Origin of the sequence: Streptomyces sp. GMY02 (assembly GCF_019056675.1) — a bacterium.
GTDB classification, from domain to species: domain Bacteria; phylum Actinomycetota; class Actinomycetes; order Streptomycetales; family Streptomycetaceae; genus Streptomyces; species Streptomyces odonnellii.
The window spans coordinates 4,333,285-4,360,278 of record NZ_CP077658.1 but is presented as its reverse complement, the minus strand read 5'-3'; the positions used below and the strand labels follow the sequence as shown (position 1 = coordinate 4,360,278).

The following is a 26,994-nucleotide window of genomic DNA, read 5'->3' as shown; positions in this document are numbered from 1 at the left end:
GTGGGGACGGGTGGGGGCGCTGCGTCCGGGCGGATCGGGTGTGTGGTCCGGGCGCCGTGGGTCGGGTACGCGGTTTCAGGCGGGTACGCGGTTCCAGGCGGGCGGGCCGTATTGGGCGCGCCGTCCGGTTCGCGTCGTGCCGGTCGCGCCGCCCGGGCGGATCGGGGCCGGGGCGGATCGGGTACGCCGCCCGGTCACGCTGTTCAGCCGGGTCGGGTACGCCGTCGCGGCGGGTCGGTCCGAGTACCCCGTCCGAGTACCCCGGTTCCCGGTTCGGCGGTCAGATCGCCTTCGCGAAGCGTTCGAGCGTCTCGCCGGGGCTCGGTCCGTCGAGCGCCTGGAAGATCCGTTCGGCGCCCTCGCCATGCCGTTCGAGCATGACGTGCGCCAGCTCGACACGGGTGTGCCGCTCATCGACGCGTATGAAGTCGACCTCGATACGGCTGGCGCGCTCGTCGTCCGGAATCGACTGCCAGTTGGCGTCGATCCGCCAGGTCATGACGAGACGCCGGCCCGGCTCCCACTCCAGCACCTGGCCCCAGTCGATGCTGTTGCCCTCGACGTCCCACTCGTAGTAGCGACCGCCGACACCCGGTTCGAAGGCGAGCCCCGCGCGCTGCTTCTTCAGCAGGACATGGGTCGGCGGCCACCAGTCCTTCGGGCGCTCGGTGAAGACCTCGAAGCAGTGCTCGGGCGTGGCCGCCACGGTCACCGACTTCCGTACGTCAGGAATCGTCCGCTCCTCGGGCACGCGTTCTCCTCGGCCGGTCCGCTGGGTGAGGGGAACGACGCTGGCCGATCACGCTGGACCGCTCATGGACCTCGGGTGGAGCGTGGCTCGAAGCGCTACGGCCGTCGCGTCCGTACGGCCGGCCCACCTCATCCGACGTACGGCCCACCGCGCCCCCGGTACGGCACACCACGTCCGCCGTACGGCCCACCGTTTCTCCGGTGTGATTTGAGCGGGGCGCAAGGGCGCGGGTTCACGGTCGTCCCACCACCGCGCCAGGACGGATGAGGAGAACGCGATGACGGACCACGGACGAGCGGGACGGCATGTTGCCCTGGTCACGGGCGCGACAAGCGGCATCGGTCTCGCCGTGACCGAGCTGCTGGCCCGCCAGGGCACGGCGGTCTTCGGCGTGGCACGGAACGCCGAGAGCGTGAGCGCGCTCGTCAAGCGGCTGCGCGGGGAAGGCCTGGAGGCCGGCGGCGCGGTCTGTGACGTGACCTCCGTGGAGCAGATCGGCGCCGCCGTACGGTCCGCCGTCGCGGAGTTCGGCCGTATCGACATCCTGGTCAACAACGCGGGCCGGGGCGGCGGTGGAGTCACCGCGGAGATGGCCGACGCGCTGTGGGACGACGTGATCGAGACGAACCTGAACGGTACGTTCCGGATGACCCGCGAAGTGCTGAGCACCGGCCGGATGCGGGACGGCGACTGGGGCCGGATCGTCAACATCGCCTCCACGGGCGGCAAGCAGGGCGTGGAGCTGGCCGCGCCGTACTCCGCGTCCAAGGCCGGTGTCATCGGCTTCACCAAGGCGGTCGGCAAGGAACTGGCCCGGACCGGGATCACGGTCAACGCCGTATGCCCCGGTTATGTCGAGACCCCGATGGCGCAGCGCGTACGGCAGGGATACGCAAGCCATTACGGGGTGAGCGAGCAGGAGATCCAGGACAGGTTCAACGCCAAGATCCCGCTCGGCCGCTACGGCACACCGGAGGAGGTGGCCGGTCTGGTCGGCTACCTCGTATCGGACCTGGCCGGGTCGGTCACCGCGCAGGCGATGAACGTCTGCGGCGGCCTCGGATCGTACTGACACCTCAGGTCCGGCCGACAGCCCCAGGTCCGACCGACGACTTCAGTCCCTGCCGACAGCCTCAGGTCCGGCCGACAGCCCCAGGCCCTGGCGACAGACGAGCTGACACACAAGCCGACACACGAGCGCGGAGGAGCCCGCCGACCATGGCTCAGGGAGCCGGCACCTCAATCGTCCAGCCGGATCCTGCCGTGTACCGCGCGGCGATGGGCCGCTTCCCGACCGGCGTCACGCTGCTCACGAGCGGCAGCGGTGACGGCCTGGCCGCCATGACGCTCAGCAGTCTGACCTCGGTCTCCCTCGATCCGCTGCTGGTCCTGGTCTCCATCAGGGCCGACGGCAAGCTGGTGCACGGGGTCGCGGCCGGCGGCGGCTTCGCCGTCAATGTGCTGACCGAGTCACAACGGGATCTGGCCGTGGAGTTCAGCCGCCGGGACCGCCCCGGAGGCCGGGCTGCGATGCGGCGGCTCGGCGCGGTCGAGGGAGTGACCGGCCAGGCGGTGATCCCGTCCGCCGACGCCTGTTTCGAATGTGAACTGCACGCGCGGTACGAGGCCGGGGACCATGTGCTCTTTCTCGGCAGGGTCGTGGCCCTGTCGTACGGGCCAAGGGAATCGGCGCCGCTCCTCTTCCACCAGGGCCGCTTCACACGGCTGCCCGTGAACCACCCGGAGACCGTATGAACAGCCCCCTCGCCGGACCGCCGTCGCTGCGACAGATCGCGGACGGGGTGTACGCCTTCGTACAGCCCGACGGCGGCTGGTGCCTGAACAACTCCGGCCTGATCGTGGGGCGGGGCCGTACGGTACTCGTCGACACGGCGGCCACCGAGTCCCGCACCAGGCGGCTGCGCGAGGAGGTGGAACGGGTCGCGCCCGGCGGACCGGACTTCGTGGTCAACACGCACTTCCACGGCGATCACACCTTCGGGAACGGCCAGTTCGCCCCGCGTGCCGTGATCGTCGCACACGAGGGGACCCGCGCCGACTCGGCGGAGGCGGGTCTGGGGCTGCGGCATCTCTGGCCCGAAGTGACCTGGGGCGAAACGCCGTTGACGCTGCCGACGCTCACCTTCCGCGACTCGCTCACCCTGTACGCCGACGATCTGCGGGTCGAGCTGACGAACGTGGGACCGGCGCACACCGCCAACGACGTGGTGGCGTGGATACCGGAACGGTCCGTGCTGTTCACGGGTGACGTGGTGTGGTCGGGAGTCACACCGTACGTCCTGATGGGATCGATCAGCGGTTCGCTACGGGCCTTCGCCACCCTGCGCGCGCTGCGCCCCGACACGGTCGTCCCGGGACACGGCCCGGTCGGCGGCGTGGAGTTGATCGACGCCACGGAGGCGTACGTACGCTGGATCGACCGGCTGGCCCGGGACGGCGTCCGGGACGGGCTGAGCCCGCTGGAGGTGGCGAAGAGCTGCGATCCCGGCGAGTTCGCCGCGCTCGGCGACTCGGAACGGCTGATCGGCAATCTGCACCGCGCGTACGCGGAACTGGACGGCCTGGCGCCGGGTGCCCGCATCGATGTCGCCGCGTCGTTCAAGGAGATGGTCGAATTCCACGGCGGTCTGCCGACCTGCAACGCGTGAGGAGCCTGTCGACCTGCCAAGCACGAGGAGCCCTGCCGACCTGCAACGCGTGAGGGCCCCTGTCGGGGCCCCTCACGGCTGTTGACCCGGCCCGCGCGGTACGAAAATCACTTGGCCATGTCGGACATGACGGTGACGGGATCCTCCTCGGCGACGGGCGGCTCGACCGGCATGTCGCGATGAATGACCCGGGACCGCGTGAGCAGCCGCCCGTCACGCCGTACGAGCACGTCCTCCACGGTGAACGTCGGCTGGAAGCTGACCTTGCCCTCGCGGTCGGTCAGGGTGACGAGGGAGTAGTACGAGACCCGCAGCGTGTCCTGGTCCGCGGGGTCCGGCTCGATCAGGAGATGGTCGAACCAGTGCCGTACGGCGATGTCCCGATAGCGCGGCAGGCTGGCACGCATCCCGGCGATCATCTCCTCCCGCCCCTGCTGCCGATGCCCGCCCGCGTGCACCACCACGCCGTCGTCGGTGAAGGTGTCGGCGAACCCCACGATGTCCAGCGCGTCCACGCGCCGCATCTGCCGCGCGTAGAACGTACGCACCTCGGCATACAGATCACCGGTGACCTGCGACTCGACCAACTGTGGCATGGCAACTCCCAACGCTAGACGGCCCGCTGCACCCCGCAACACCCCCACCCTGCCGCGCCCCGCTCTAGCCCGACTGGTAACCGAGTGGAACCCCACCTCCTTCCGGACCGCCAGCGGCGTCAGCGGCGACACCCATAAGGCACATTTGTCGCGCTTATCGTGCTTGTCGCGCTCGCGAGCGCGTCAGGGCAGTCCACCGCAGCCATCTTTGCTACTCTCCGACCCGCACAAATCACCCATAACGGAAATACTCGCGCCCGCGGGCGGTCGAGAGGACACAGACCATGAATGACTTTTCTCGTCGCGGATTGCTCAAGGCGACGGCGGTCGCCGGGGCCGGCGCGGTCGTCGTCCCGGCCGTCGCCGCCGAGGCTCCGAGCGCGGCCGCCGCCGCTCCGAGCGCGGGCGCCGTGACCGGGGCGGCCCACGACGGGGAGTGCCCGCCGGCGAAGCTGACCGGCCGTATCGTCCGTCCCGACGACCCCGACTACGCCGACGCGAGCATGGGCTGGGACGAACTGTTCGTTCACTACCCGCTGGTCATCGTCTACGCCCAGAACACCCAGGACGTGGTGAACGCCCTCACCTGGGCGCGGCAGCACAACGTCGCGCTGCGGGTGCGCAGCGGCCGCCACAGCCTTGAGGGCTGGTCGAACGTGGACAACGGCATCGTGATCGATGTCAGCGAGCTGAAGGGCGCGCACATCGACACCGAAGCCCGTACGGCCACGGTCGGCGCCGGGCTCAACCAACTGGAAGCGGTGACCGCGCTCGCCAGGAAGAACTTCGCGGTGACGACCGGCACGGAAGGCAACGTAGGCCTGGTCGGTGCGACACTCGGCGGCGGCCTGGGCTTCTTCACCCGGTACCTCGGTATGGCCTGCGACAGCCTGATCGGCGCCGATGTCGTCGTGGCCGAAGGCGCCGAGTGCGCCACAGTGATCAAGGCGAACCTGAGGGACAACGCCGACCTGCTGTGGGCCCTGCGCGGAGCGGGCAACGGCAACTTCGGGATCGTCACCTCACTGACGTACAAGGTGGCCCCGCTCAGGAGCGTCACCTATCTCCAAGCGTCATGGGACGGCATCGGAGACCTGCACGGGATCTTCGACAACTGGCAGCGCACGGCACCGTTCACCGACGACCGCCTGGGCACCCAGCTCGAAATCCACCGGAACCAGACCCTGCTGTTCGCGGTCCTCGCGGAGGGCACACCGGCCGAGGCGAAGAAGCTGCTGGAACCGATCCTCTCGGTCGGCAGCCCTGAGGTCACGGTCCAGGTCGGCAACTGGGGCGACGTGTACGCGGGATTCCAGACCCCGCCCCAGGAGGAAGCCGCGAACTGGAAATTCTTCTCGCAGTTCACCCAGAAGCCCTTCCCGGACAAGGCGATCAGCATCATCGCCCACTTCATCCGGAACGCGCCCACCGACGACAGCAACTTCTTCACCCAGGCCTTCGGCGGAGCGGTCAGAAAGACCCCCCGCGGCGGCACCGCGTTCCCCCACCGCGACGCACTCTTCTACTCCGAACCGGGCGCCGGCTGGGGCACCCGCGGCGTCCCGGGCAGCGGCGACGAACTCACCCCGCAGGCCCAGGCCTGGATCGCCGAATTCAGCCAGGCCCTGCGCCCCTTCGTACACGGCGCCTACGTCAACGTCCCGAACATCGGAATGCAGGACTGGGAAACCGCGTACTGGGACGGCAACTTCGACCGCCTGCGCCAGATCAAGGCCAAATACGACCCCCGAAACATCTTCCAGTACGAACAGAGCATCCCCCCGGCCTTCTGCTGACGAGACGCCCCACCCACCCCAAAGGGGTGCCCTCCGACGGAGGACACCCCTTCTGACCAGCACATACGCTGCCTTGCTGCGGTGGGTGTGGGATTTGAACCCACGGCGACATCACTGCCACGACGGTTTTCTCCATCAAGGTGCGTCCTGACCGCCGTAAGCCATTTCGAGTCCGGTGGAGCGTAGGCGGCCAGAAGTCCTCGAAGAGCTACGCGCTCAAAGCCCAAGCCGATGGCCGCCACTCCGAGTTGACGGCCGCGCTCGGGGAGGGCGAGCAGTTCGACACCGAGCATGGAATCCCTGTCTCAGAGATGCGTACGCTCGGGACTACGCACGAATGAAGTGGCCGCGTGCTGCCGCCAAACATAGGGCGAGCATCGCCGACGCCCTTGCCACAGTCACACCGTCACTCATCACCGCAGGTACACGCCGCTACCACAAGCCCCGAGTCCTCCGCGCTGCTCTCTACGCATGGGCGCTCCGAATGGTGCGGCCGGAGAATGGCGAACTCGTACCACGCGTCGAAGCAGAGACCCCACCCTCGGAAATCGCTCACGCGTTGGCGTGGATCGCCAAACACTCGCTGCCAGCCCATCGCTGACGCCGCCGAGCCGGAGTCCGAACACCACCCGGCGCAAGCGGATGATCCTCAACAACGCGCTCATGTACGCAATCGAGCGCTCCCACCTCGACACGAATCCACTCAAGCGCGTCGACTGGCAGGCGCCGCCCACGGACGATGAGGTCGACTTCCGCTACGTCCCGAACCCTCAGCTCGCCAAAGCCCTGCTCACAGCAGTACGAGCACAAGGCGCCCGCGGCGAACACCTTGAGGCGTTCTTCGGCTGCATCTACTACGCCGCCATGCGGCCGGGTGAGATCGCAGCGCTGAAGGACACCGACTGCGTGCTCCCGGACAACGAGAACAACTGGGGCGAACTCATCCTTGCCGAAAACCACCCCGAGGTCGCCTCGGGCTGGACCGACCACGGCACCCCGTACGACAAACGCGGCCTCAAACGCCGCGCCCGCAAGACCACCCGCCCCGTACCGATCCCGCCGGCGCTCGTCCAACTCCTCCGAGACCACAAGAAGCGCTACGGCCTGGCCCCTGACGGCCGCCGCTTCCGCGCGGCCCGAGGCGGACGCGTCCGCTCCACCGAATACTGCGAGATCTGGAAAGTGGCCCGCGAACAGGCACTCACCCCGGAAGACGCCAAGACGCCGCTCGCAGAGGTCCCGTACTCACTGCGGCACGCCGGAATCTCCCTCTGGATCAAGGCCGGAGTCGAACCCCCCCGAAGTAGCCCGCCGCGCCGGCCACAGCCTGGCCGCGATGTACAAGGTCTACGCCAAGATCCTCCGAGGCCGCCAAACCCACGCCAACCAACTCATCGCCGCAGCCCTCCTAGATGAGGACGAAGCCGCTCCCAAATCTGCGTAACGTCATGCAGAACGTAAAGGAGGCCCACACCAATTTCGTGGGCCCCTCCTTGGCCGCCTGGTCGTCCACCGCGATCCACCGCCACCATCTGTGGATCTGTCAACAGCGGTCATAGAGTCATACTGAAACCGCCGAGGGGCCTGCCGGATGGGGTCGGTACTGCACATCGCTGATGTACAGCACCGGCTCCGGAGGCCCCGTCGCCTGGCGGTAAAAGCACTGGCCAGGAGCCTCATGGAGCCCTGGGCCCGAGAATCAGTCCACGTTTGATCCAGAGCACGGGCGCCAGGTTCTGGGTCGCTGTCGGGCGATCCACAGCTAGCTGCACAGTCACTTCCCCCACTCGAAAGCCGCTCTCTCAGTCGGCCTTACCCGTCCGGAGCCCGATCGCCGGGGAGTAACGTCCTGTAGCGGGATCGCAGTGTTCCTCCGCCACTCCCGAACTTCAAACAGTCTTGCTCATGTATATAGACCAGACTGGCGTTCGCCGCATATCCTTGCACCGCAAGTAAGAAGATGAAGTCTTCCTACTCCATGGAGCGTCATGCGGTTTTCTATATTACCTGCCGGATCGCGGATTCCGGAAGGTGAATCTCAGCACGCATACTTGATTGAAGATAATTGGGACGATTGGTTCAAGTACAGTACGCTGCATCATCTGCACGTGAGGGATGACGCTGGCCAAGTACACGAGATTGGCGATCTAAAGATTGGCCAATTCGAGATGGGCGACGACCAGCGCTCACCGGATTTGCCGACTGTTTTTGAGATACTGAGCGGGCTGCGTTTCTTTTCCGTAGGGCAAGACCCAGATTACTACCGTAATCTAACGCGGCTGGGTACAGATCTTCGCGAAGAAGTACTGCGATCACTCGGGGACATCGCGTACGACGAAGATCTATACCGTCGCGCCTTGTCTGAAGATGTGACCGGCACATCCTTATTACGTTTCGTTTCCCGCAATACGGTTGAGGGGCAGTTTCGCAGACTCACACAGGGCGGACCTCGCCTGACTCGCTACGAGTTCACGTACACGCTACCCGCCGATTCCCGTTCGGGAAGCGTGCCCCCTTCATTTGAATTCGAAGTTGTTCCTGACTCCATGCCGCCCACGAACATCCACGTGCTGATCGGTCGAAATGGTGTAGGTAAAACGCATATCCTCTACCATATGAGTCGAGCCTTGGCCGACCCCGGCGCCACGGAGGAAGAGGCCGGGAAGTTCACATTCCGAGCCCAGGGTGTGCGAAAGGGACGATTCGCCAACCTCGTCTCGGTGACTTTCAGTGCATTCGATCCGTTTGAGCCCATTAGTGTACAGCGGAATAAGACTAAAGGGCCGCAGTACACCTACATTGGCCTCAAGAGAATTCGCAAGAATCGGGAATCGAAAGCACTCCCCCCAAAGATCCGAGTGCCATTGCGCGAGAGTTCGCAACAAGCGTCAGGGTCTGCTTGCAGGGCGCTCGTCTGACCCGGTGGCGACGGGCGCTCCAAATGCTTGAGGCAGACCCCATTTTTAGCGACGCCGGCGTCGCCGATCTGGCGGACTCCGCGGACGGCGATGATGAGACGCTGACCCAGAACGCACTGGGCTTGTTCCGTAACTTGAGTTCCGGCCACAAGATCGTATTGCTGACCATTACGCGTCTCGTTGAGAGCGTTGAGGAGAGCTCGCTAGTTCTATTGGACGAGCCGGAGGCACATTTGCACCCGCCGCTACTTGGCGCCTTCACTAGAGCGCTGTCGGACCTTCTCATCAATCGAAACGGTGTGGCTATTGTTGCCACCCATTCTCCAGTCATCCTGCAGGAGGTTCCAAAAAGTTGCGCGTACAAGCTGCGCCGATCCGGAAGGGAAATGGTCGCCAAAAGGCCCGACGTCGAGACATTCGGCGAAAACGTTGGTGTGCTTACGCGTGAGATTTTTGGGCTTGAGGTTACCCGCTCCGGGTTTCATCGACTGCTGGATGAGGCGGTGGCTGGCAACGACGCATACGAAAGTGTGGTGGAAAGCTTTGGAGGCCACTTGGGCGGCGAGGCTAGAGGCATAATCCGCGGGCTAATTGCCGCAAGAGAAATGGAGGGGGATCGTTAATGTGGAAAATCGATCCCCCTGTGCACACGGCCGCTTTTAGCTATGCGACTTGCACGAGTCGCATTAGGAATAGAGAGCTGAGGGAACGACTCGACCAAGCGGCTGATGAAGTTGCGGCTTCGGCTGCCAAGTATGAGAGTGCGGCGGAATCCTCGGAACTTTATTTGTTAGATCAAGATGAACTGTCTGTGGCTAGCCTGACCGGCGTTGAAATGATAGCTATCTACAAGTACAGGATGGCCAAAAAGAAGGCTGTTGGGCGGTTCATATATGACGAGTTAATGCTGGCTGCTCCTGACGGCAGATGCCCCATGTGCGGGCAACGCACGGTGTCAACACTCGACCACGTCCTACCGAAGACGCTTTATCCCGCCTTGAGTGTTACCCCACTAAATCTGATTCCCGCATGTAGTGACTGCAATCATATAAAATCGGACGCGATTCCCGTCAGTGCCGAGAATGAGCCAATTCATCCATATTATGATGATCTGGATGGCGATCCATGGCTCCACGCTGCGGTCGTTCATACCAGCCCCGCTGCAATCGTCTTCAGTGTGGCTGCTCCAATTAATTGGCCAGACTCCCTGAAGAATAGAGTCGCCACGCATTTCAGGACCTTCAAGCTGGCGCCGCTATATGCCTCACAGGCTGCGCAGGAGTTGAACAGCATCAAGCACTACCTGATACAGCTGCATGCGCGTGGAGGTGGAGACGCAGTTCGGCAGCATCTGTCTGGGCAAGCCAATAGTCGCCGTATGGCTTATGCGAATAGCTGGCAGACCGCTACCTATACAGCTCTAGCAGACGATGCCTGGTTCTACCAGGGAGGATTCGCTGCCTAATACTCCAGCAGCGGTTCGTGTCCTGAGCTGCGTTTTCGGTAGTGGCAGTGGCGGGCGACGGCCTGGCGGTGTCTTCTCCAGGCCGACCATTTCAGTGTGTGGGTGACGGGATCACGGTCGGCTCGTGGGTGGGGCAGGAGAGCGTCCAGGAGCCGCCGGATCTCTGCCACGGTGAGCGGGACGAGGGCCGATCCGTTTCTGCAGCCCCCTTTGCGGCGTCGGTGGTGGCCTGGGCTGCGAGTGCGGCCAGGACGGCGTGGGCGAGCATGGCCAGGGTGATGTGCCGGTACCAGCCGATGTAACGGCGGACTTCGTACTGGTCGAGGCCGCACTCGTTCTTCGCAGCCTGGAAGCACTCCTCGACAGCCCAGCGGGAGCCGGCAATCCTGACCAGCTCGGCGATCTCGATCCCGACGGGTGAGTAGGCGAGGTAGTAGGCGATCCGGCCGGGGTCGGACAGGCTGCGGCGGGCCATCACCCAGCGGTGACGGGTGGGCGGATCGGCATCGAAGACGAGGTTGGCGGGCAGCCTGGCCGCGGCCCAGTCGTAGACGCGCGGGCCCTTCGCCCCGTGGCCGCAGGGCAGCCGTTGCCAGGCATCAACAGGCGCTTCTTTGATGAGCTGGTCGATGCGCCAGATGCCGGCCAGGGACTTGATCTGCTGGGATTTGGGCACCGCCACCACGTATCCGACGTCGAGTTGTTCGAGCAGGCGACGGAAGTGCCAGTCCTGTCCGTAAGCCTCATCCGCGGTGACCCAGGCGGCGGGCAGGCCGGCGGCGATGCAGCGGCGGACAATGTCCCGGGCCAGTTCACCCTTGGTGGCAAACCCTCGCTCGTCAGGGATCTTCGCGCCCCGGCAGCGGTCCCGGTCGGATGTCCATGCCTTGGGCAGGTAGAGTTCGCGGTCGACCAGGGCCCGGCCCGAGCGGGTGGCGTAGGCGGCGAACACTCCGATCTGGCAGTTGTCGATCTTTCCCGAGGTGCCGGTGTACTGCCGACCGACCCCCGCCGACGTGGTGCCCTTCTTGATGAACCCGGTGTCGTCGATGATCAGTACGCCGTCCGGTCCGAGTCGTTCAGCGACGTATGCACGGACGTCGTCGCGCAGGGCGTCCGCGTCCCAGACACTGCTGTTCAAAAGCCGCTGGAAGCCGTCGGGAGTGCGGTGACCTGCCCACTCCGCGAGCTGCCAGCCGTTCTTGCGTGCCGCCTGTCCCAGCAGGCCCCGGACATAGTCCCGCATCCGCCACCGCAGATCCGCCCGCCCGAACCCGCCCGCAACCCGCCCGAACACCGACTCCAACTCATCGGCCCACCAAGCGACTTCAGCCATCCCCTTCATACCAGGACAACGACAATCACCAGCTCAGGACACGAACCGCTGCTGGAGTACTAACAGCGGCTAACACAATGAGCCGAGTTGTCGGTGGGTGATGAGGCAGCAGGCGAGTTTGAGGAGCGCTTCGTGGATGTCGGCTCGTCGTTCCCATCGGATCCGCAGACGTCGGAAGCCGTGCAGCCACGCAAAGCTTCTCTCCACGACCCAGCGGTAGGTGTCCAGTCCGGTGCCGTGCCGGGTGCCGCGGCGGGCGATCGCGGGGACGATGCCACGGGCGCGGACCTGGTCGCGGTAGACGTCGTGGTCGTAGCCGCGGTCGGCGAACAGCGAGTCCGGCTTGCGGCGGGGACGGCCGCCCCGGCCGCGGACCGGTGGGATCGCGTCGAGCAGCGGAAGCAGCTGGGTGACGTCGTTGCGGTTGCCGCCGGTCAGCAGAATCGCGAGCGGAGTGCCGTGCCCGTCGTTGATCAGATGGTGCTTCGAGCCGGCCCGGCCCCGGTCGACCGGCGACGGGCCCGTGTAGATCCCCCTTTTAACGCCCTGACGTGGGAGGAGTCGACCACGTACCGGGACCAGTCCAGCCGTGAGGCCGCGTTCAGCTCGGCCAGCAGGACCTCGTGCAGCCGCTGCCAGACACCGGCCTCGTTCCAGTCCCGCAGCCGCCGCCAGCACGTCATGCCCGAGCCGAAGCCCAGCTCCTGCGGCAGGTACTCCCACTGGATCCCGGTGTGCAGCACGTACAGGATCCCGCACAGCACCTCCCGGTCCGGCAACGGCTTGCGGCCGGGGTACCGGAACCTGCGCTCACGCTGCGGCAGCAGCGGCTCCAGGTGATCCCACAGGTCATCCGACACGATCCACGGCGACATCCCCACACCAGACGGAACGCTCAACTCCTGCCCTGGACACGGCCATCAGCGCCGATCCACCTCTTTGTGTTAGCCGCTGTTAGTACTCCAGCAGCGGTTCGTGTCCTGAGCTGGTGATTGTCGTTGTCCTGGTATGAAGGGGATGGCTGAAGTCGCTTGGTGGGCCGATGAGTTGGAGTCGGTGTTCGGGCGGGTTGCGGGCGGGTTCGGGCGGGCGGATCTGCGGTGGCGGATGCGGGACTATGTCCGGGGCCTGCTGGGACAGGCGGCACGCAAGAACGGCTGGCAGCTCGCGGAGTGGGCAGGTCACCGCACTCCCGACGGCTTCCAGCGGCTTTTGAACAGCAGTGTCTGGGACGCGGACGCCCTGCGCGACGACGTCCGTGCATACGTCGCTGAACGACTCGGACCGGACGGCGTACTGATCATCGACGACACCGGGTTCATCAAGAAGGGCACCACGTCGGCGGGGGTCGGTCGGCAGTACACCGGCACCTCGGGAAAGATCGACAACTGCCAGATCGGAGTGTTCGCCGCCTACGCCACCCGCTCGGGCCGGGCCCTGGTCGACCGCGAACTCTACCTGCCCAAGGCATGGACATCCGACCGGGACCGCTGCCGGGGCGCGAAGATCCCTGACGAGCGAGGGTTTGCCACCAAGGGTGAACTGGCCCGGGACATTGTCCGCCGCTGCATCGCCGCCGGCCTGCCCGCCGCCTGGGTCACCGCGGATGAGGCTTACGGACAGGACTGGCACTTCCGTCGCCTGCTCGAACAACTCGACGTCGGATACGTGGTGGCGGTGCCCAAATCCCAGCAGATCAAGTCCCTGGCCGGCATCTGGCGCATCGACCAGCTCATCAAAGAAGCGCCTGTTGATGCCTGGCAACGGCTGCCCTGCGGCCACGGGGCGAAGGGCCCGCGCGTCTACGACTGGGCCGCGGCCAGGCTGCCCGCCAACCTCGTCTTCGATGCCGATCCGCCCACCCGTCACCGCTGGGTGATGGCCCGCCGCAGCCTGTCCGACCCCGGCCGGATCGCCTACTACCTCGCCTACTCACCCGTCGGGATCGAGATCGCCGAGCTGGTCAGGATTGCCGGCTCCCGCTGGGCTGTCGAGGAGTGCTTCCAGGCTGCGAAGAACGAGTGCGGCCTCGACCAGTACGAAGTCCGCCGTTACATCGGCTGGTACCGGCACATCACCCTGGCCATGCTCGCCCACGCCGTCCTGGCCGCACTCGCAGCCCAGGCCACCACCGACGCCGCAAAGGGGGCTGCAGAAACGGATCGGCCCTCGTCCCGCTCACCGTGGCAGAGATCCGGCGGCTCCTGGACGCTCTCCTGCCCCACCCACGAGCCGACCGTGATCCCGTCACCCACACACTGAAATGGTCGGCCTGGAGAAGACACCGCCAGGCCGTCGCCCGCCACTGCCACTACCGAAAACGCAGCTCAGGACACGAACCGCTGCTGGAGTATTAGGGTGTGCAGATTTTTAACTCGTAGCTTCCCGCTCGGTGGTTCGTTGGTCTGGCATGAGCGGGTTGGAAGTGCAACAAGCCGCGCTGGCAGCCAAGTTCGAGGCGATTCTGCCGCACCTCGACGAGCGGCAGCGTCGCCTGTTGATAGGGGCGGAGGCACAGTCCCTCGGCCGCGGCGGGATCAGAGCGGTCGCCCGCGCCGCCGGTGTCCGCGAGGCCACTGTGTCTGTCGGAATGCGGGAACTCAACTCCGGAGAGGCCCCGTTGGGACGCATCCGCAGTCCCGGCGGTGGCCGCAAACGCGTCGTCGACCTGAACCCATCCGTTCGGGAGGCACTCCTCATGCTGGTCGAACCCGACGTCCGCGGAGATCCCATGTCGCCGCTGCGCTGGACCACCAAATCCACCCGCAAGCTAGCCGAGCAGCTGACCCGGCAGGGCCACAGGATCTGCGCGGACACGGTGGGCGACCTCCTGCGCGAGGAGGGCTTCAGCCTGCAGAGCAACGCCAAGACCCTGGAAGGCAAGCAGCACCCCGACCGGGACGCACAGTTCCACTACCTCAACGAGCAGGCCCGGACCCACCAGGACAGCGGGGCTCCGGTGATCAGTGTCGACACGAAGAAGAAGGAACTGGTCGGCCCCTTCAAGAACAACGGCCGTGAATGGGAGCCGAGAGGCGAGCCGGTGCGGGTCGACACCCACGACTTCCCCGACCGCGAGCTGGGCAGGGCGGTTCCCTACGGCATCTACGACATCGTTGCAAACACCGGCTGGGTCAACGTGGGCACCGACCACGACACCGCCACGTTCGCCGTCGAATCCGTCCGCCGCTGGTGGAACGCAGCCGGACGGACCGCCTATCCAACGGCCGGCCAGCTGCTGATCACCGCCGATGCGGGCGGTTCCAACGGGTATCGCACCCGCACCTGGAAGACCGAACTCGCCCGGTTCGCCGCCGAGGCCGGCCTGACGATCACCGTCTGCCACCTGCCTCCCGGAACGTCGAAGTGGAACCGCATCGAGCACCGGCTGTTCTCCCACATCACCATGAACTGGCGCGGAAGGCCCCTGACCAGCCACGAAGTCATCGTCGAGAGCATCGCCGCGACCACCACCAAAACCGGCCTGACCGTGCACGCCGAACTCGACACCAACCCCTACCCCACCGGCATCCAGGTCAGCGACGACGAGATCGCCGCCCTGCCGATCACCCGCCACCGCTTCCACGGCGACTGGAACTACACCCTCCACCCCCAGCATCCACTGAACGCGACGGCGATCGACAGCACCTCGGGCCAGGCCCCGGCGAACCGACCACGTCGCCTCACACAGCGTTCGCTGCAGGACCCTGAACTGACCGGTATGACCCGCCAACAGCTCAGCGAGCTCATCGACGCACTGGCTCCCGCCCTGGAGGTTCAACGCGAGCAAGCGCTCCGCACGCGTCGCGGTCACGAGCGCCTGGTCGCCCCCGGTGCAGGCGCCAAAGCCAAGCTCACCCCAGCCCAGCGGATCCTGGCCACCGTGCTTCACCTGCGCAGACTCGCCACCATGGACCTCCTCGGCCAACTTTTCGGCGTCACCGCCATGACCATCAGCCGCGCGAAACATGAGGTCCGCCCGCTCCTGGAGGCACACGGCTACCACATCAACACCTCAACCGCCCGCCTCCATACACCATCCGACGTCGCAACGTTCCTCGCTTCCGACCCCACCTCAACCAAGGTCAAAAAGACGAGTTAAAAATCTGCACGCCCTTATTGTCGCCGTAGTACGTGAATGTGTCGGTTTCGGCGCCCAGGTAGTAAGGCCAGTCCGCGGTTGCCTACGCCCTTTATAAGCTTGGAGATTGGATCGTCCCCCGAGTTGCCACCGGTTCCTCCTGCGTAGAGCGCATCAACCGTCAGGTCTGCGGTCTTCAGGTCGGAGAAAGCCGCATGGGGTACAGGAGCATCAGGAAAGATCATGCAGCACGGTCTACCGGCTCGTACTGGCATCGTGGCGCCCTAGTCGAGCTCAAGGCCATGGCTTCGCTGAAGGCTGCCTCATCCAGGAGGAGTTGAGCTGAGCAACTGATCTACGGATCGGCGGCCTCTGGATGGATCCAGCGTAGACATGCAGGCGCCGCGCTCTTCGCGGTCCCCGCTCAAGCGGGCACGCGAGCGGCGCGAGCATAGGCGGCCGCACGCTCCCTGGTCGCTGGTCGCTGGTCGCTGGTCGCTGGTCGCTGGTCGCTGGTCGCTCAAGGCTCTCGTGTGATCGCCCCCTAGCAGTTGTCAGTGGCCCGCTCTAACGTTCGAACATGACTTCCGTGCACTCGCTGCCCAGAGGACCCCCGGTAATCTAACCTGATCTCAAAGCGTCGGGGGAGAGGCACTGTTGCGTGGTGAGGGCGACGGAGCCCGCAGAGGGCAGAAAGCCGCGTGCGAGCCACATCGAGGCCGTAGACATGCGGCACGTCACTCAGATGATGGAGCAGCTGCAGCAGGGCTACATCAAGTCTGTAGCGGCAACCGCGGGAATGGTCGTTGAGGTCGTGCCCGTGGACGTGTACGGCTACGACGTTCGTCTGATCCGTCCGTCAAGTGACCCTCGTATCGATGAGTCCGCGGTCCTGGCGCAGCTCAAGTGCACAACCCAGATCGTTCCCGACCAGTCTCGGGAGCACTTCAGCTACCAGTTCACGAAGCGTCAGTACTTCGATCACTTGGCCAGGTCACGCAGGTACCCCAAAGCGATTCTGATCGTTATGACAGTACCGCCTCGACAGGCGGAGTGGACCGAGGTTACCCACGACGGCCTGTGGACTAGGCGATCTTGCTTTTGGGTATCTTTGGAGGGGGTCGAGATCGATCCGTCGGTGAAAAAGCCGACGGTGCACATCCCCACCAAGAACAGAGTGGATGCCGAATCTCTCTCAGAGATCCTGGATAAAATCGACAGGGGTGAACCGCTGAATGAATGATTCGTCGGGCGTAACGCTCCCTGCGCGGGTTGACCCAGGAAAATTGAGCGCCCTTCTGGAGGAAGCTGGTTGGCAGAGGATTGGCGGAAGGCACGGAATCTACTCCCGCTACTCGCCACCCATGCTGACAGACGCATGGATTAATTCCAGCCTAATGCTCCCCCTTGATGAAGATGCCCCGGAATTCCTTGACTCCATGAGGTCGGCCCTCCTTCAGCTTTCCCAGGATCGAGATTTCTGGATCAGATCGATCTATCCACGCCTGATTGTCGATGCCTCAGATGAATTTAAGTTCCGAAAGGAATCGTCTGCGCCAAGTGGGTTCATCGCATGGAAGAGCGGTGAGCGTCTTGTTGAGTCTGCGCGAAGGACTCTGATTGCGGGCGCTAAATCCTACATGGGGCCTGGTCGTCATTACGTGAATAAGCACGGCAGGTTCGCGCATAGATATCTCGACCAAGTTCTCATGGGGCAGTCCGCTCCTGGCAGCTACATCATCACCGCGTACGCTCCTCCCAATGGCGCGGTACCTCTTTCTGGGTCTGCGGATGCGGCAGCCTTTGCAGTACCAGAGCTAGGGCTGGCCAGCGTCAGAGACGTCAGTCAGGCAGTAGTTAGAGCTGTTCAGGCTACCGTTGAAGCCTTGGAACATTACCGCTCTAGCGGATCCCTAGCCGGATTTGAAGCGGGAGTGGCTCAAGGGATCTCTTACGAGATGACAAGCGCGATTCTCGGCATCGCCGAAAACTCCGATGGCGCAGATATAAGCATCGAGTGGGATCCGGTCACGCCAGCACCAGGAGAGCTTGATTCTCATTTTGAGTTCAGGGGTTCGGATGTCGACCCACTGAGTAAAGCCGCTACCAGGCTAGCTGCAGATGCATCCTCTGAGGTATCAACCTTGACAGGCAGGGTGCACCTACTGGCTAAGAAACAAGCAGGCAGTCCTGGCGTTTTCGGTCTTGATACTTTGTCTGGTGGGCGCGCGAAGAAGGTTCGAGTACGCTTGTCGGATGAAGATGAATACCACGAGGCTGTTAGGGCTCACGAAGAGGATCTAGCGCTTGAGGTCAGCGGACGCCTTGAAAAAGAGGCTAATTTGAGCTGGCTATATGATGCGACTGTGGTGCGAACTCTGGGGCCTATTTCTGAATTCTCACGCCCCTCGCGTTCGGCGATTGAGGGGCAGATTTCTCTATTTTCTGAGCAAGTAGACGAGTGAATTATGGGTTGATGTCACCTCTACACCAACCTCCGGCTCCCATCCCGTCTGCCGTTAGCCCACACACCGTGGAGCGGGCGTGGTTCAGGGCGTCAAGGTGGAGCGCGCCACCGTACGAACGACCTTGACGCCCTGGGACGCGGCTGCTCGGCTCCGCTTGGGTCGATGGCAAACGGGATGGGAGCATCTCCACGCTCACCCGCTACGGGCCGGCGCTCGCCTACGGAGCTTCCTCCATCTCGGAGCCTGAGCGCCCCCGCCGGAGGCATGTTCTGTCTGAGGTGTGAATTCGATCGCCGAGTTGCTGATCGGCCTGCCGGGTCTCGGCCCGCAGCATCCGGCAGGCCTCAGCCGTAGCGCACCTGCTTGTTGAGTACAAAGCATCTTGCCGTCTGTACGCGCGCATCCTGCTGCCCGGCCATGCGATGGTGCTCGACCAGTTGAGGTCTGGAATGGCAGATGGGTGGGGTGTCAGGCTCGGTCCGGTGCACCGGCCCTTGGCGACCAGTGCCTGAATCGGTGATCATCTTGGGGCAATGTGGTGGCGCGGGACCGAGGCCGTGGCGGTGCGGGCCGAAGGCAGGAGCGAAGCCCCTAGTCCGGCGCGGCCTGCTGTGCGGGCTGGTGGTGTGTGAATCTCCGGTGCGGCGGCTGGGGCGCCGTGGGTCAGCGCTCCGGATGGCCGAAGGCACAAGATCCCTTCGCTCGCTCCCGCGAAGCCGTGGGCCGTGTACGAGGGCTGAAGAGGCTGGCAACTCAACGCTGTACCAACTGGTTTAACGGCGCGGCTTCGGCAGGCTAGTTGCGCGGCGCAAAACGGCCACCTGCCTCTCGTCGCCTCCTAAGCGATCACGGATTTTGGGGGACGGCTGGGGGACGAACACTGGTCCATAGCGGTGCACGGGCGAGAAACCCTGAGACAGCGGGGAACACAGAGAGGGTGCCCCTTACCGAGGAGCACCCTCTCTGACCAGCAGCTACGCTGTCCTGCTGCGGTGGGTGTGGGATTTGAACCCACGGTGACATCACTGCCACGACGGTTTTCAAGAGCGTCGCGTCCGAGAAACGCCAACCTTCCCTGACCTGCCACGAAGCCTCATCACGGGACCCTTCCGTGACTCGCTGGCCCACACATGGCCCACAGACGGCCCAGTTGACGGGTCGTGCACCACAGCCACCTGCCGCTGAAGTTCGAGCTGGTGAGGAGTTGCCCCTAGGAAGCATGGTCCAACTTCAGTAACCTCTCCACTACTGCCAGTGGTTGTCTATTCGCGACGGGCAGCACTGGCCTATGGTCGTGGAGGAGGTGAGCCGCGTGGTCGTACGGGTCCGAGTTGAGCCGGCGCTGTTGCAGTGGGCTGCGGATCGCGCGGGCTGGTCGGTCGCCACTATCGAAAGTCGCGCGCCGCGCTTCCACGAATGGGTACGCGACGAGGTGCGTCCCACGTTGAAGCAACTAGAGAGTTTCGCCAACGCCACGCACACGCCATTCGGCCTGCTCTTTCTCCCCGAACCACCGGAAGAGCCGATACCGATCCCGGATATGCGCACTCTGGGAAATCGTAGAATCAGTCGCCCATCCGTCGACCTCCTGGATACTATCTATTCTTGCCAGTCGCGACAAGAATGGTACCGCGAATACGCCAAGACTCAGGGGTATCCTCCGGTTTCGTTCGCAGGAGAGGTGACCACTTCCAGTGATCCGATTGGCGTGGCCGCTAAAATCCGTCAGATTCTCCATTTTGGCCTTCCTGATCGGCGGGCGTTCAACTCTGGCGAGGATGCCCAGCGAAAGCTGATCGACAAAATCGAAGGCGCCGGGGTTCTTGTAATGGTCAGCGGTATCGTAGGTTCTGATACGCACCGGAAGTTGAATGCGGAAGAATTCCGCGGGTTTGCGTTGGTGGATCCTGTGGCGCCCCTGATTTTCGTTAACGGTGCGGACACTAAAGCGGCTCAACTGTTTACCATGGTCCATGAGTTTGCTCATGTCTGGCTTGGTGAAAGTGCCCTTTCCGATGCGGCAATGGCACGGCCTAGCGATCACGATGAAGAGCTCTGGTGCAATCAAGTGGCCGCTGAGGTTCTTGTACCTCTAGCGGCGATTCGATCCGACCACCGCGGCGTGCTGAACCAGACCGAACTGGACCGACTCGCGCGCCTATACCGGGTCTCGACCCTAGTCGTCTTGAAGCGCCTGCACGATGCAGGCTTTCTGTCCTGGGGTGAATATCAGGAACGTTACGCCGCAGAGCAGGCCAGGATTATGGCGATTTTGACAGCGAAGAAGGCTGAAGGGGGAGGGGGAAATTACTACAACACGCAGCCCCTTCGCCTGAGCCGCCAATTTGCGCGAGCAGTCATTGCTGACACGATCGAAGGTAAGACTCCCTACAGGGATGCCTATCAACTATTGGGCACAAAGAAGCATCAGACGTTCCAGAACCTGGCTGCGGAAATCGGAGTCGCTTAATGTATCTGGTTGACGCCAATGTCCTGATCGAGGCAAAGAATCGCTACTATGCGTTCGATATCGCGCCTGGTTTCTGGGCGTGGCTCGATCATGCCCACGAGAACGCTATTGTGTGCAGTATTGAACCGGTTCGGGAAGAGCTAATGCAGGGCGCTGACGAGCTCGCCGCATGGGCTCAAGCGCATCCGGATTTCTTTCGCCCTATAGATGATGACACAACGAAATATTTTGGCCCTTTGACTGTGTGGACTCAGTCGAGGCCGTTTACGGCTGCCGCAGTGCAAGAGTTTCTTACTAACACCGCCGACTTCTTCCTGGTGGCTTATGCCCGGGCGCATGGTCATACCCTCGTGACTCTGGAGCAGCCACGCCCCGACGCGCGGAAGCGGGTACTCATACCAGACGCATGCAACGCGCTGGGGGTCATTTATTCCAACACCTTCGGTATGCTGCGAAACGCTCAGGCCCGCTTGGATTGGAGCCTTGGAACTGCTGCCTAATTAGGCTGCGCAGTGCAGCATTATGCGGAATGCTGGCGCAGTCAGCGTCGGGCTCCTTGGCGGGCAGTGTGCTTCTTACCGCCGATTTCAGCCTTGGATGTCAGCAGGAGCTTTCCCAATCGCCAATAGATGCGAGCTGGCAGCAAGGAGCTCCGGGTAAGGCTCCGCCAACCGTGCCGCCGCCATCGCCGAGGCGATCAGATCGCCAGTGGGCCCCTCGCCCGGCTGTTGTTCGGCCGCCTTCACCAGGGACCAGGCGGGCCCCTCGATACCGAAGACCTGCACGTCCGTCAGACCGGAGGCAGCCAGCTCTGCCACAAGCTCTTCCGCGCGGTGGAAGTAGGACAAGGTGAATCCTCGTACACCGTCATAGATGGCCGTCTCAAGAATCTTGGAGACGGAGTCGTGGATCCGCTCAGTGTGCAGGTGCGCGTACGTGACGTGCTCGAAGAGCGACGCGTAGCGGTTGATCGCGGCGGCAGCGATCAGCCCGCCCGGCTTCACTACGCGGCGGGCTTCCGCCAGCGCCTTACGCCGGTCGTCCAGGTCAGGAAGGTGGTAGAGCGGCCCGAGCAACTGCACTACGTCGAAGCTGTCGTCCGGTTGGGGCAGCTCGCGGGCGTCCCCCACCATCGCTGAGCACACAGCGGCGGCGCTCTCGACATGGCGAGGCACAGGGTCCACGAGCGTGACTTCGTAGCCGTCCTTTACCAGCCATTCAGCGTGAATCCCGGTTCCCCCTCCCACGTCGAGCACGCGCGCTGGCGCGGGGGGCAAGAAGCGGCGGAGGAGTTCTTGAGTCCTGGCCAGCTCCATACGTCCGTCTGCTGAGCTGCGCAGGCGGTCACCCTCGTTCACCGTCTCGCCATAGAACCGCATCACGGAGGGAGCCAATTCGAGATTCGACATGGTCGCAGTATCCTGTGTACCGGTGGACCAGTCCAGCGTGCGGAGTAGGGGAAACCATGGCAGTTCTGAAGTACGAAGAGATCGCAGAGTCCCTGCGCGCCCGCATCGCTGCTGGCGAGTTTACCCCCGGGGCCACTATCCCGTCTGGCCGCGACCTGGCCGAGCAGTGGGGCGTGTCCCGGGCCACCGCAATCAAAGCCATGGACGTACTGCGGCACGACGGCGTGGTCGTGGCCAAGCAGGGTACCGGCTTCGTCGTCACGGAAACCCCCGTGGCGCGTCCCGCTGGCGCCCGCCGAGCGGGGTCGGCGCGCATCCTGGGCGGAATGCCGTTCGCGCGCATTGGAGAGCCCGACTGGGCGGAACCGTCCGTACGCGTCGCCGGAGCGCTTGGCATCTCCTCGGGAGTGCTGGCACTCCGACGCATCCGCGTACACCAGCTCCCGGACGGATCGCCCCACAGCTGCGTGGAGGCGTGGTTCCCTCCCGAGATCGCCGAAGCGGCGCCCCGCCTTGCCGACGCCGCCCCAATCGCTGAGGGCACGACACGCTACGTCCGGCGGCAGACCGGACGGTTCCCGGTTGAGGGAGTCGACATCACTACCGTGCGCCTTGTTACAGGCGTGGAGGCGGATCGACTGGGAGTGCCGACAGGTACACCGGTAGCTGTGCTACTGCACACGGCGCATGACCAGCAGGGCCATCCGTTGGTCTGCGAGGAAGGGGTCACGCCCTCCTCGTTCTTCGAGCAGGTGGATACCTACGCGATGTAGGCACATCGTCTGGGGTAGCCAAAAAAGTCGGACCGGTCCACCGGTCCGACTTTTTTGATGACTTCATACCCGCCCCGACCTGCCATTTCCCCTTGACGAGAGATCGGATTACAAGAAACAGTGCTTGACCGGACCGGTCCACCGGTCCACACTCGTGCTGTGGCCATCGCCCGATCCGGAACTTTTGGAGAGGGGCGATTCCGTCACGCCGAAAACTCCACAGCGTGATCCACCGCAGTACGACGGCCGTGACCACACCAGCCGGGGCGAGTGGAGACCAGTCGGTAAGCCCCGTAGGGGCGACTCGACTCAAAAGAACGGATCTGCCCCAAGGGCACACACGCCACGCGATGACACCGGGTTGCACTTCCTCGGGTGAGCGGGACGAGGCGCAGATCCAGAAGCGTGTACGACGGGCCGTCACCTCCCCGCAAAAGGTGTCCGGCGCGGCTCAGGTCCGTGCATCGCCCCGATGGTCGCAGCCCGGGTTCGACTCCCGGGCGGGGCGCTCCATTCATCGGCCGTGCGCCCCCGGAGTTGCCGCTCCGGGGGCGCTGGTTCGGGCCGTCACGTATCCAAGGAGATCCGACCCATGCTGTACATCGTTCCTGATCAGCCCCTTGTTACCGAGGCGCAGCCCGACGGACCGTCGGACGCTGACCTTGTCGTGATCGAGCGGGAGATGCCGCTCATTCTGGCTGAAGTTGACCTGCTGGACGCGCAGATCATGACGCTGGACCGTCTGCCGTCCGAGCTGGACATGCGGCGTCTGCGCAGGGCCCGGCGGCGGGTGCTGGCCGCCCGCCGGGAGCTCTCGAACCTGGCCGCCACGGTGACCGTGCCCGGGGGTGCCGCGTGAGCGCCAGCCTGGACACGAGCCTGACGGCCGCGCACGCGGAGGTGAAGGCGGAGATCGCCCGGACTGACACCAAGACTGGCTTACTGCTGGCGTTCATCGGTGCTGTGCTGGCCGGTGTCTGGACCGTCGCCAAGGACGCTCACCCGCCCATCGCCTCGCTTGTCGTGGGCGGCACGGGGGTGGCGTTGCTGGTCGCGGCTGCTGCTGTGCTGCTGCGGGCGGTCCGCCCGAACCTCGGCGGTGACCGGCCGGTGGGTTTCCCCCGCTGGGCCCGTCTGACGGCCGACGAGATCCGCACCGAGCTGGGTGAGGACAAGCGGGCGCAGCACATCGCGGAGCTGTCCCGGATCGCTGTCGTCAAGTACATCCACCTGCGGCGTGCGGTCGACCTGACGTGCGCGGCCGGCGTGCTGCTGATCGTGGCTGCTGTGATCGCGGTCGGGGGTGCGCTGTGAGTGAGCAGTCTTCCCCCGGCGGTCTCGCTCTGGTCCTGGTCCTGTTCGGTCTGCTGCTCGCGTTCGCCGGCATCGGCGGTGCGTCCGTCACGGGCAACCCCGCCTGGCGGCGGGTGGTCCTCTTCGGATGCACGATGCAGGCGGTCGGCTGGAAGCTCCACGGCTTCCGGAATCGGGGTGTGTCGTGACGACGTTCGCGGACACTCCCTACACCCCGCCCGCGGTCGAACCGGCCGTGCCGCGCACCGTTTCGAGTGCGCGACCGGGCGTTGCGAGCCCGGTGGCCCGTGTTGCAGGTACGGGCCGTAAGCGGTCGGCGGACACCCTACGGCTGCTCGGTCTACTGGCCGCCGTGGGCGGTGCGGTCCTGGCAGGCATCGGGTTCACCGGCTCTTACACCGCCCTGGTGAAGCTGGGCTTCGACCACGGGTTCGGAACCTTCGCCTACGTGTTCCCGATCGGTGTCGACGCAGGGATCCTCGTCCTGCTCGCCCTGGACCTGATCATGATCCGGCGGGGCACTCCGTGGGCGGGGGCGCGGCTGGTCGCGCACCTGCTGACGGGCGCGACGATCGTGTTCAACGCGAACGCGGGCGACCTTCCCCCGGCTCAGGACCCGGTCGGTGCGGCGATGCACGCGGTCGTGCCGGTCCTGTTCATCGTCTCCGCCGAATGCGCCCGCCGGCTCATCATCAAGGCCGCCGATCTGGCCGCGGGGCGTGAGTCGGAGGGGGTGCCGGTGAGCCGGTGGATCCTCGCACCGCGCAGCGCGTTCGCGATGTACCGGCAGATGCGGCTGCGGGGCATCACCTCCTACAGCACCGCCGTGCAGATGGAGAAGGACCTCCTCGTCTACCGGGAAATGCTCGACCGGGACACCCAGGGCGGGTGGCAGAAGGCCAGTACAGAGGCCCGTCTACCCATGACCATGGCCAAGTACGGGCTGACCGTGGCGCAGGCACTCGCGCTCCCGCAGGCCGCCGCTGAAGAGGCCAGGCTCCGGGCGGAAGCCGCGGAGGCCGCTGCCCTGGACGCGGAGACGCGGGCGGAGCAGCGCAAGGCCGCCGCCGAAGAGGCCCGGTTGCGCGCTGCGGGCCGTGTGGCGGTCACACGGCACGAGGTGGACGCCGAAGCAGGCATGGCGGCTGCTGTAGCGGACGCGCGGACCCGGGCGGCACTTCAGGAGTCGGCTGCCCTGGACGCCGCTGACACAGCCGAAGCAGACGCGCGCAGGGCCACTGCCGAACGGACGGCTGCCGAGGACCGGGAAGCCGCCGCCGAAGCCGCGGCGCGTGCTCTCGCAACGGAGAACACGGCGCTCGAAGCACGCGCCAAGGCTGCCGAAATCGACGCACGGCGGGCCGATACGGAGAAGCGTGCGGCGAAGGACCGGGAAGCCGCCGCCGAAGCAGACGCGCGTGCCGCCGTAGCGCGGGCGCGTGCTCTTGCAGAGGAGAACACGGCTCTCGAAACCGAGGCGCTGATCAAGCTCACCCCCTCGGAACGGGCCGCCCGCAAGGTCGCTCGGATGATCCTCGCCACCGGCCGGAACGACGCCGACGCGGTCCCTCTCGCAGAGATCACGGACGCGCTCGGAGAGGTGTCCCCCTCCACCGCAAGCGCACGCCGCAAAGAAGCGATCGCCCTGATCGCCGCCGGCTACACCGGCTGATCTCACCGCTCCACCAGCCCCGGCAACCAGCCGTGAAGGGCGCCGGATCGACTCCGGCCCGGGGCGCGCCCCGCACCACCCGGCTACTTCGGAGGACACGTGTCGAACGACCAGACTCAGGAGCAGATTCAGCAGGCTCTCGCGCAGGCGGGCATCACCGTGACCGGCGGGAGCGTCACCTTCGGCGGCGGCATCGTCATGGGCGACCAGATCGGCCACAGCGGCGGCACCGTTCACGGTGACGTCGTCCTCGGTGGCAAGACCGAGGAGAACTGATGATGGAACACCTCCCCGCGCCGCGTACGGTTGTCCAGCTCCCGGACGGCACCCACGCCTACATCGATCCCGCCACCTTGCCCGTACCGCAGCAGCAGGCAGGTATCCCGCAGGTCGTCCACATCCACCAGGCTGCCCCGGACCGGACGGTGCAGCGGGTCGCGCTGGGCTCCGGGATCGGCGCCGGAGCGGTCGGCGCCAGCGTCTACTTCGGCCCGATGCTGATCGCGGCGATCACGTCCATGGCGGTCAGCCTGGCTGTGGCCGCGCTGGTCGTGATCGCCATCACGTACGGCCTGGTGACGGTCGTGCGGTCGGTCGGCGGCACGGACGGCAAGAACGCTGCCGCGCAGGCCGCACCGAAGTCCCGCCGCGGTCGCAGGGGGCGGTCGTGAGCTTCACCGTGGGCGACCGTGTGACGGTCGTGGATCCCGGTAAGTACCGGTGGGCCAAGGGCCGCACGGGCAAGGTCGTCTACGTCCAGACCGATGGATCCCTGCTGGTGGACGGTCTGGGCAGCGGCTTCCTGGACGCGTTGTGCGGCTGGCCCGACTTCCGCCCCGAGCAACTGCAACCTGCCTGACGGCTGCCTGATCCGCCCGACACGTGCGGGCGGTGAGGGGGAGCCGGACAGTCCGGTCCAGAACACGGGAGTTGCCGATGCGTACGTACACCCGAGCCGAACGCGGACGCCGCGCGTGGCTGGTCGCCCGCGGCGTCAAGCAGGCCGTTGCCGGCAGCGATGCGATCGACCCGCGGATCCCCGCGGAAATCGATGAGATCGACGACCGCGCCGAAGACCGCGCCTGGCGCGAGACAAAGTCTATGGCCACTCAGCTTGACCAGGCCAAGAACCGCGTGGCTGCCGCGCGGACCGCCGAACGTACCGCCGCCCGGGGCGGAAAGGACGCCGCCCGCAAGGCCCGGCGGGACGCGGAGTCCGCCCTGCGCCGTACCGAGCAGGCCGCGCGCCGTATCGGCCTGTGATTCCGCCCCGGGG

General features: G+C 65.1%; 28 protein-coding genes. 23 read left to right on the top strand and 5 right to left on the bottom strand.

From position 1 onward, the window contains the following. Positions 1–280: 280 nt before the first annotated feature. On the bottom strand, positions 281–751 hold the full coding sequence (locus KQY30_RS18270; RefSeq protein ID WP_217307756.1) for an SRPBCC domain-containing protein: 471 nt from the start codon (positions 749–751) through the stop codon (positions 281–283). 277 nt (positions 752–1,028) lie between these two features. Between KQY30_RS18270 and KQY30_RS18265 the strand changes: the two genes are divergently transcribed. From KQY30_RS18265 to KQY30_RS18255, 3 genes are all read left to right on the top strand, one after another. Next, positions 1,029–1,823, top strand: coding sequence for an SDR family NAD(P)-dependent oxidoreductase (locus KQY30_RS18265; protein WP_217307755.1), 795 nt, complete (start codon positions 1,029–1,031; stop codon positions 1,821–1,823). A gap of 146 nt (positions 1,824–1,969) precedes the next feature. Next, a complete protein-coding gene (locus tag KQY30_RS18260) occupies positions 1,970–2,506 on the top strand; it encodes a flavin reductase family protein (protein WP_217307754.1) in 537 nt (178 codons plus the stop codon). Then, complete coding sequence (locus KQY30_RS18255; protein WP_217307753.1) at positions 2,503–3,420, top strand: MBL fold metallo-hydrolase; 918 nt, start codon at positions 2,503–2,505, stop codon at positions 3,418–3,420. Before KQY30_RS18260 ends, KQY30_RS18255 begins: the two co-directional genes overlap by 4 nt. Before the next feature lie 107 nt (positions 3,421–3,527). Here KQY30_RS18255 and KQY30_RS18250 read toward each other — a convergent pair whose 3' ends face one another. Next, the gene (locus KQY30_RS18250; protein ID WP_217307752.1) at positions 3,528–4,016 is read right to left on the bottom strand and encodes a nuclear transport factor 2 family protein; all 489 of its coding nucleotides are present in this window, start codon (positions 4,014–4,016) and stop codon (positions 3,528–3,530) included. Between the two features lie 284 nt (positions 4,017–4,300). Here KQY30_RS18250 and KQY30_RS18245 point away from each other — a divergent pair, with 284 nt between their 5' ends. From KQY30_RS18245 to KQY30_RS18225, 5 genes are all read left to right on the top strand, one after another. Further along, entirely contained in the window at positions 4,301–5,812 is a 1,512-nt protein-coding gene (locus KQY30_RS18245; protein ID WP_217307751.1) for an FAD-binding oxidoreductase, read from the top strand. A 642-nt stretch (positions 5,813–6,454) separates the two neighbouring features. Continuing rightward, positions 6,455–7,228, top strand: coding sequence for a hypothetical protein (locus KQY30_RS37460; RefSeq protein ID WP_367997428.1), 774 nt, complete (start codon positions 6,455–6,457; stop codon positions 7,226–7,228). 572 nt (positions 7,229–7,800) lie between these two features. Next, on the top strand, positions 7,801–8,730 hold the full coding sequence (locus tag KQY30_RS18235; protein WP_217307750.1) for a hypothetical protein: 930 nt from the start codon (positions 7,801–7,803) through the stop codon (positions 8,728–8,730). A gap of 23 nt (positions 8,731–8,753) precedes the next feature. Then, complete coding sequence (locus KQY30_RS18230; protein WP_217307749.1) at positions 8,754–9,353, top strand: AAA family ATPase; 600 nt, start codon at positions 8,754–8,756, stop codon at positions 9,351–9,353. Then, on the top strand, positions 9,353–10,195 hold the full coding sequence (locus tag KQY30_RS18225; RefSeq protein WP_217307748.1) for an HNH endonuclease: 843 nt from the start codon (positions 9,353–9,355) through the stop codon (positions 10,193–10,195). The genes KQY30_RS18230 and KQY30_RS18225 overlap by 1 nt, the downstream gene beginning before the upstream one ends. A gap of 91 nt (positions 10,196–10,286) precedes the next feature. On the opposite strand, the gene KQY30_RS18220 is transcribed toward KQY30_RS18225, so the two are convergent. Both KQY30_RS18220 and KQY30_RS18215 read right to left on the bottom strand, forming a co-directional pair. Then, on the bottom strand, positions 10,287–11,540 hold the full coding sequence (locus tag KQY30_RS18220; RefSeq protein WP_217307746.1) for an IS701 family transposase: 1,254 nt from the start codon (positions 11,538–11,540) through the stop codon (positions 10,287–10,289). A gap of 60 nt (positions 11,541–11,600) precedes the next feature. Next, positions 11,601–12,406, bottom strand: a protein-coding gene (locus KQY30_RS18215) for an IS5 family transposase (protein ID WP_217307747.1) whose coding sequence is annotated in 2 segments (ribosomal slippage) — positions 11,601–12,073 and positions 12,073–12,406 — 807 coding nt in all. Because the reading frame shifts where the segments join, the coding sequence is not laid out codon by codon here. Positions 12,407–12,539: 133 nt separating this feature from the next. On the opposite strand from KQY30_RS18215, the gene KQY30_RS18210 reads away from it, so the two are divergent. The 6 genes from KQY30_RS18210 to KQY30_RS18185 all read left to right on the top strand — a co-directional run bounded on the left by KQY30_RS18210 (position 12,540) and on the right by KQY30_RS18185 (position 21,050). Continuing rightward, entirely contained in the window at positions 12,540–13,793 is a 1,254-nt protein-coding gene (locus KQY30_RS18210) for an IS701 family transposase (RefSeq protein WP_217307746.1), read from the top strand. Positions 13,794–13,941: 148 nt separating this feature from the next. Continuing rightward, positions 13,942–15,633, top strand: a complete 1,692-nt coding sequence (locus tag KQY30_RS18205) for an ISAzo13 family transposase (protein ID WP_254407196.1) — start codon at positions 13,942–13,944, stop codon at positions 15,631–15,633. Positions 15,634–16,276: 643 nt separating this feature from the next. Further along, the gene (locus tag KQY30_RS18200) at positions 16,277–16,855 is read left to right on the top strand and encodes a DUF4365 domain-containing protein (protein ID WP_217307745.1); all 579 of its coding nucleotides are present in this window, start codon (positions 16,277–16,279) and stop codon (positions 16,853–16,855) included. A gap of 121 nt (positions 16,856–16,976) precedes the next feature. Then, the gene (locus KQY30_RS18195; protein ID WP_217307744.1) at positions 16,977–18,077 is read left to right on the top strand and encodes a hypothetical protein; all 1,101 of its coding nucleotides are present in this window, start codon (positions 16,977–16,979) and stop codon (positions 18,075–18,077) included. Positions 18,078–19,374: 1,297 nt separating this feature from the next. Beyond that, positions 19,375–20,550 (top strand): ImmA/IrrE family metallo-endopeptidase, encoded by a 1,176-nt coding sequence (locus KQY30_RS18190; RefSeq protein ID WP_217307743.1) that lies wholly within the window; start codon positions 19,375–19,377, stop codon positions 20,548–20,550. Next, entirely contained in the window at positions 20,550–21,050 is a 501-nt protein-coding gene (locus KQY30_RS18185) for a DUF4411 family protein (RefSeq protein ID WP_217307742.1), read from the top strand. The genes KQY30_RS18190 and KQY30_RS18185 overlap by 1 nt, the downstream gene beginning before the upstream one ends. Positions 21,051–21,137: 87 nt before the next feature. On the opposite strand, the gene KQY30_RS18180 is transcribed toward KQY30_RS18185, so the two are convergent. Continuing rightward, the gene (locus KQY30_RS18180) at positions 21,138–21,959 is read right to left on the bottom strand and encodes a bifunctional 2-polyprenyl-6-hydroxyphenol methylase/3-demethylubiquinol 3-O-methyltransferase UbiG (protein WP_217307741.1); all 822 of its coding nucleotides are present in this window, start codon (positions 21,957–21,959) and stop codon (positions 21,138–21,140) included. 56 nt (positions 21,960–22,015) lie between these two features. On the opposite strand from KQY30_RS18180, the gene KQY30_RS18175 reads away from it, so the two are divergent. The 9 genes from KQY30_RS18175 to KQY30_RS18135 all read left to right on the top strand — a co-directional run bounded on the left by KQY30_RS18175 (position 22,016) and on the right by KQY30_RS18135 (position 26,981). Then, positions 22,016–22,732 carry a GntR family transcriptional regulator gene (locus KQY30_RS18175; RefSeq protein WP_217307740.1) on the top strand — a complete coding sequence of 239 codons (717 nt, stop codon included), beginning with the start codon at positions 22,016–22,018 and terminating at the stop codon, positions 22,730–22,732. A 592-nt stretch (positions 22,733–23,324) separates the two neighbouring features. Then, entirely contained in the window at positions 23,325–23,591 is a 267-nt protein-coding gene (locus KQY30_RS18170; protein WP_217307739.1) for a DUF6284 family protein, read from the top strand. Then, on the top strand, positions 23,588–24,046 hold the full coding sequence (locus KQY30_RS18165) for a Pycsar system effector family protein (RefSeq protein WP_217307738.1): 459 nt from the start codon (positions 23,588–23,590) through the stop codon (positions 24,044–24,046). Before KQY30_RS18170 ends, KQY30_RS18165 begins: the two co-directional genes overlap by 4 nt. After that, on the top strand, positions 24,043–24,234 hold the full coding sequence (locus KQY30_RS18160) for a hypothetical protein (RefSeq protein WP_217307737.1): 192 nt from the start codon (positions 24,043–24,045) through the stop codon (positions 24,232–24,234). The genes KQY30_RS18165 and KQY30_RS18160 overlap by 4 nt, the downstream gene beginning before the upstream one ends. Then, entirely contained in the window at positions 24,231–25,718 is a 1,488-nt protein-coding gene (locus KQY30_RS18155) for a DUF2637 domain-containing protein (protein ID WP_217307736.1), read from the top strand. Before KQY30_RS18160 ends, KQY30_RS18155 begins: the two co-directional genes overlap by 4 nt. Positions 25,719–25,817: 99 nt before the next feature. Then, on the top strand, positions 25,818–25,994 hold the full coding sequence (locus tag KQY30_RS18150) for a hypothetical protein (protein ID WP_217307735.1): 177 nt from the start codon (positions 25,818–25,820) through the stop codon (positions 25,992–25,994). A 2-nt stretch (positions 25,995–25,996) separates the two neighbouring features. Beyond that, on the top strand, positions 25,997–26,389 hold the full coding sequence (locus KQY30_RS18145) for a DUF6251 family protein (protein ID WP_217311137.1): 393 nt from the start codon (positions 25,997–25,999) through the stop codon (positions 26,387–26,389). Then, a complete protein-coding gene (locus KQY30_RS18140; RefSeq protein ID WP_217307734.1) occupies positions 26,386–26,577 on the top strand; it encodes a hypothetical protein in 192 nt (63 codons plus the stop codon). The genes KQY30_RS18145 and KQY30_RS18140 overlap by 4 nt, the downstream gene beginning before the upstream one ends. Before the next feature lie 77 nt (positions 26,578–26,654). Then, on the top strand, positions 26,655–26,981 hold the full coding sequence (locus KQY30_RS18135; protein WP_217307733.1) for a hypothetical protein: 327 nt from the start codon (positions 26,655–26,657) through the stop codon (positions 26,979–26,981). Positions 26,982–26,994 lie beyond the last annotated feature (13 nt).

Bases quoted from the DNA above. Each gene is read 5' to 3' on its own strand.
- KQY30_RS18235 (WP_217307750.1), top strand. From the start codon at position 7,801: ATGCGGTTTTCTATATTACCTGCCGGATCGCGGATTCCGGAAGGTGAA.
- KQY30_RS18170 (WP_217307739.1), top strand. From the start codon at position 23,325: ATGCTGTACATCGTTCCTGATCAGCCCCTTGTTACCGAGGCGCAGCCC.
- KQY30_RS18265 (WP_217307755.1), top strand. From the start codon at position 1,029: ATGACGGACCACGGACGAGCGGGACGGCATGTTGCCCTGGTCACGGGC.
- KQY30_RS18205 (WP_254407196.1), top strand. From the start codon at position 13,942: ATGAGCGGGTTGGAAGTGCAACAAGCCGCGCTGGCAGCCAAGTTCGAG.
- KQY30_RS18225 (WP_217307748.1), top strand. From the start codon at position 9,353: ATGTGGAAAATCGATCCCCCTGTGCACACGGCCGCTTTTAGCTATGCG.
- KQY30_RS18135 (WP_217307733.1), top strand. From the start codon at position 26,655: ATGCGTACGTACACCCGAGCCGAACGCGGACGCCGCGCGTGGCTGGTC.
- KQY30_RS18145 (WP_217311137.1), top strand. From the start codon at position 25,997: ATGGAACACCTCCCCGCGCCGCGTACGGTTGTCCAGCTCCCGGACGGC.
- KQY30_RS18175 (WP_217307740.1), top strand. From the start codon at position 22,016: ATGGCAGTTCTGAAGTACGAAGAGATCGCAGAGTCCCTGCGCGCCCGC.
- KQY30_RS18230 (WP_217307749.1), top strand. From the start codon at position 8,754: ATGCTTGAGGCAGACCCCATTTTTAGCGACGCCGGCGTCGCCGATCTG.
- KQY30_RS18250 (WP_217307752.1), bottom strand. From the start codon at position 4,016: ATGCCACAGTTGGTCGAGTCGCAGGTCACCGGTGATCTGTATGCCGAG.
- KQY30_RS18180 (WP_217307741.1), bottom strand. From the start codon at position 21,959: ATGTCGAATCTCGAATTGGCTCCCTCCGTGATGCGGTTCTATGGCGAG.
- KQY30_RS18220 (WP_217307746.1), bottom strand. From the start codon at position 11,540: ATGAAGGGGATGGCTGAAGTCGCTTGGTGGGCCGATGAGTTGGAGTCG.
- KQY30_RS37460 (WP_367997428.1), top strand. From the start codon at position 6,455: ATGATCCTCAACAACGCGCTCATGTACGCAATCGAGCGCTCCCACCTC.
- KQY30_RS18245 (WP_217307751.1), top strand. From the start codon at position 4,301: ATGAATGACTTTTCTCGTCGCGGATTGCTCAAGGCGACGGCGGTCGCC.
- KQY30_RS18195 (WP_217307744.1), top strand. From the start codon at position 16,977: ATGCTGACAGACGCATGGATTAATTCCAGCCTAATGCTCCCCCTTGAT.
- KQY30_RS18210 (WP_217307746.1), top strand. From the start codon at position 12,540: ATGAAGGGGATGGCTGAAGTCGCTTGGTGGGCCGATGAGTTGGAGTCG.
- KQY30_RS18255 (WP_217307753.1), top strand. From the start codon at position 2,503: ATGAACAGCCCCCTCGCCGGACCGCCGTCGCTGCGACAGATCGCGGAC.
- KQY30_RS18260 (WP_217307754.1), top strand. From the start codon at position 1,970: ATGGCTCAGGGAGCCGGCACCTCAATCGTCCAGCCGGATCCTGCCGTG.
- KQY30_RS18185 (WP_217307742.1), top strand. From the start codon at position 20,550: ATGTATCTGGTTGACGCCAATGTCCTGATCGAGGCAAAGAATCGCTAC.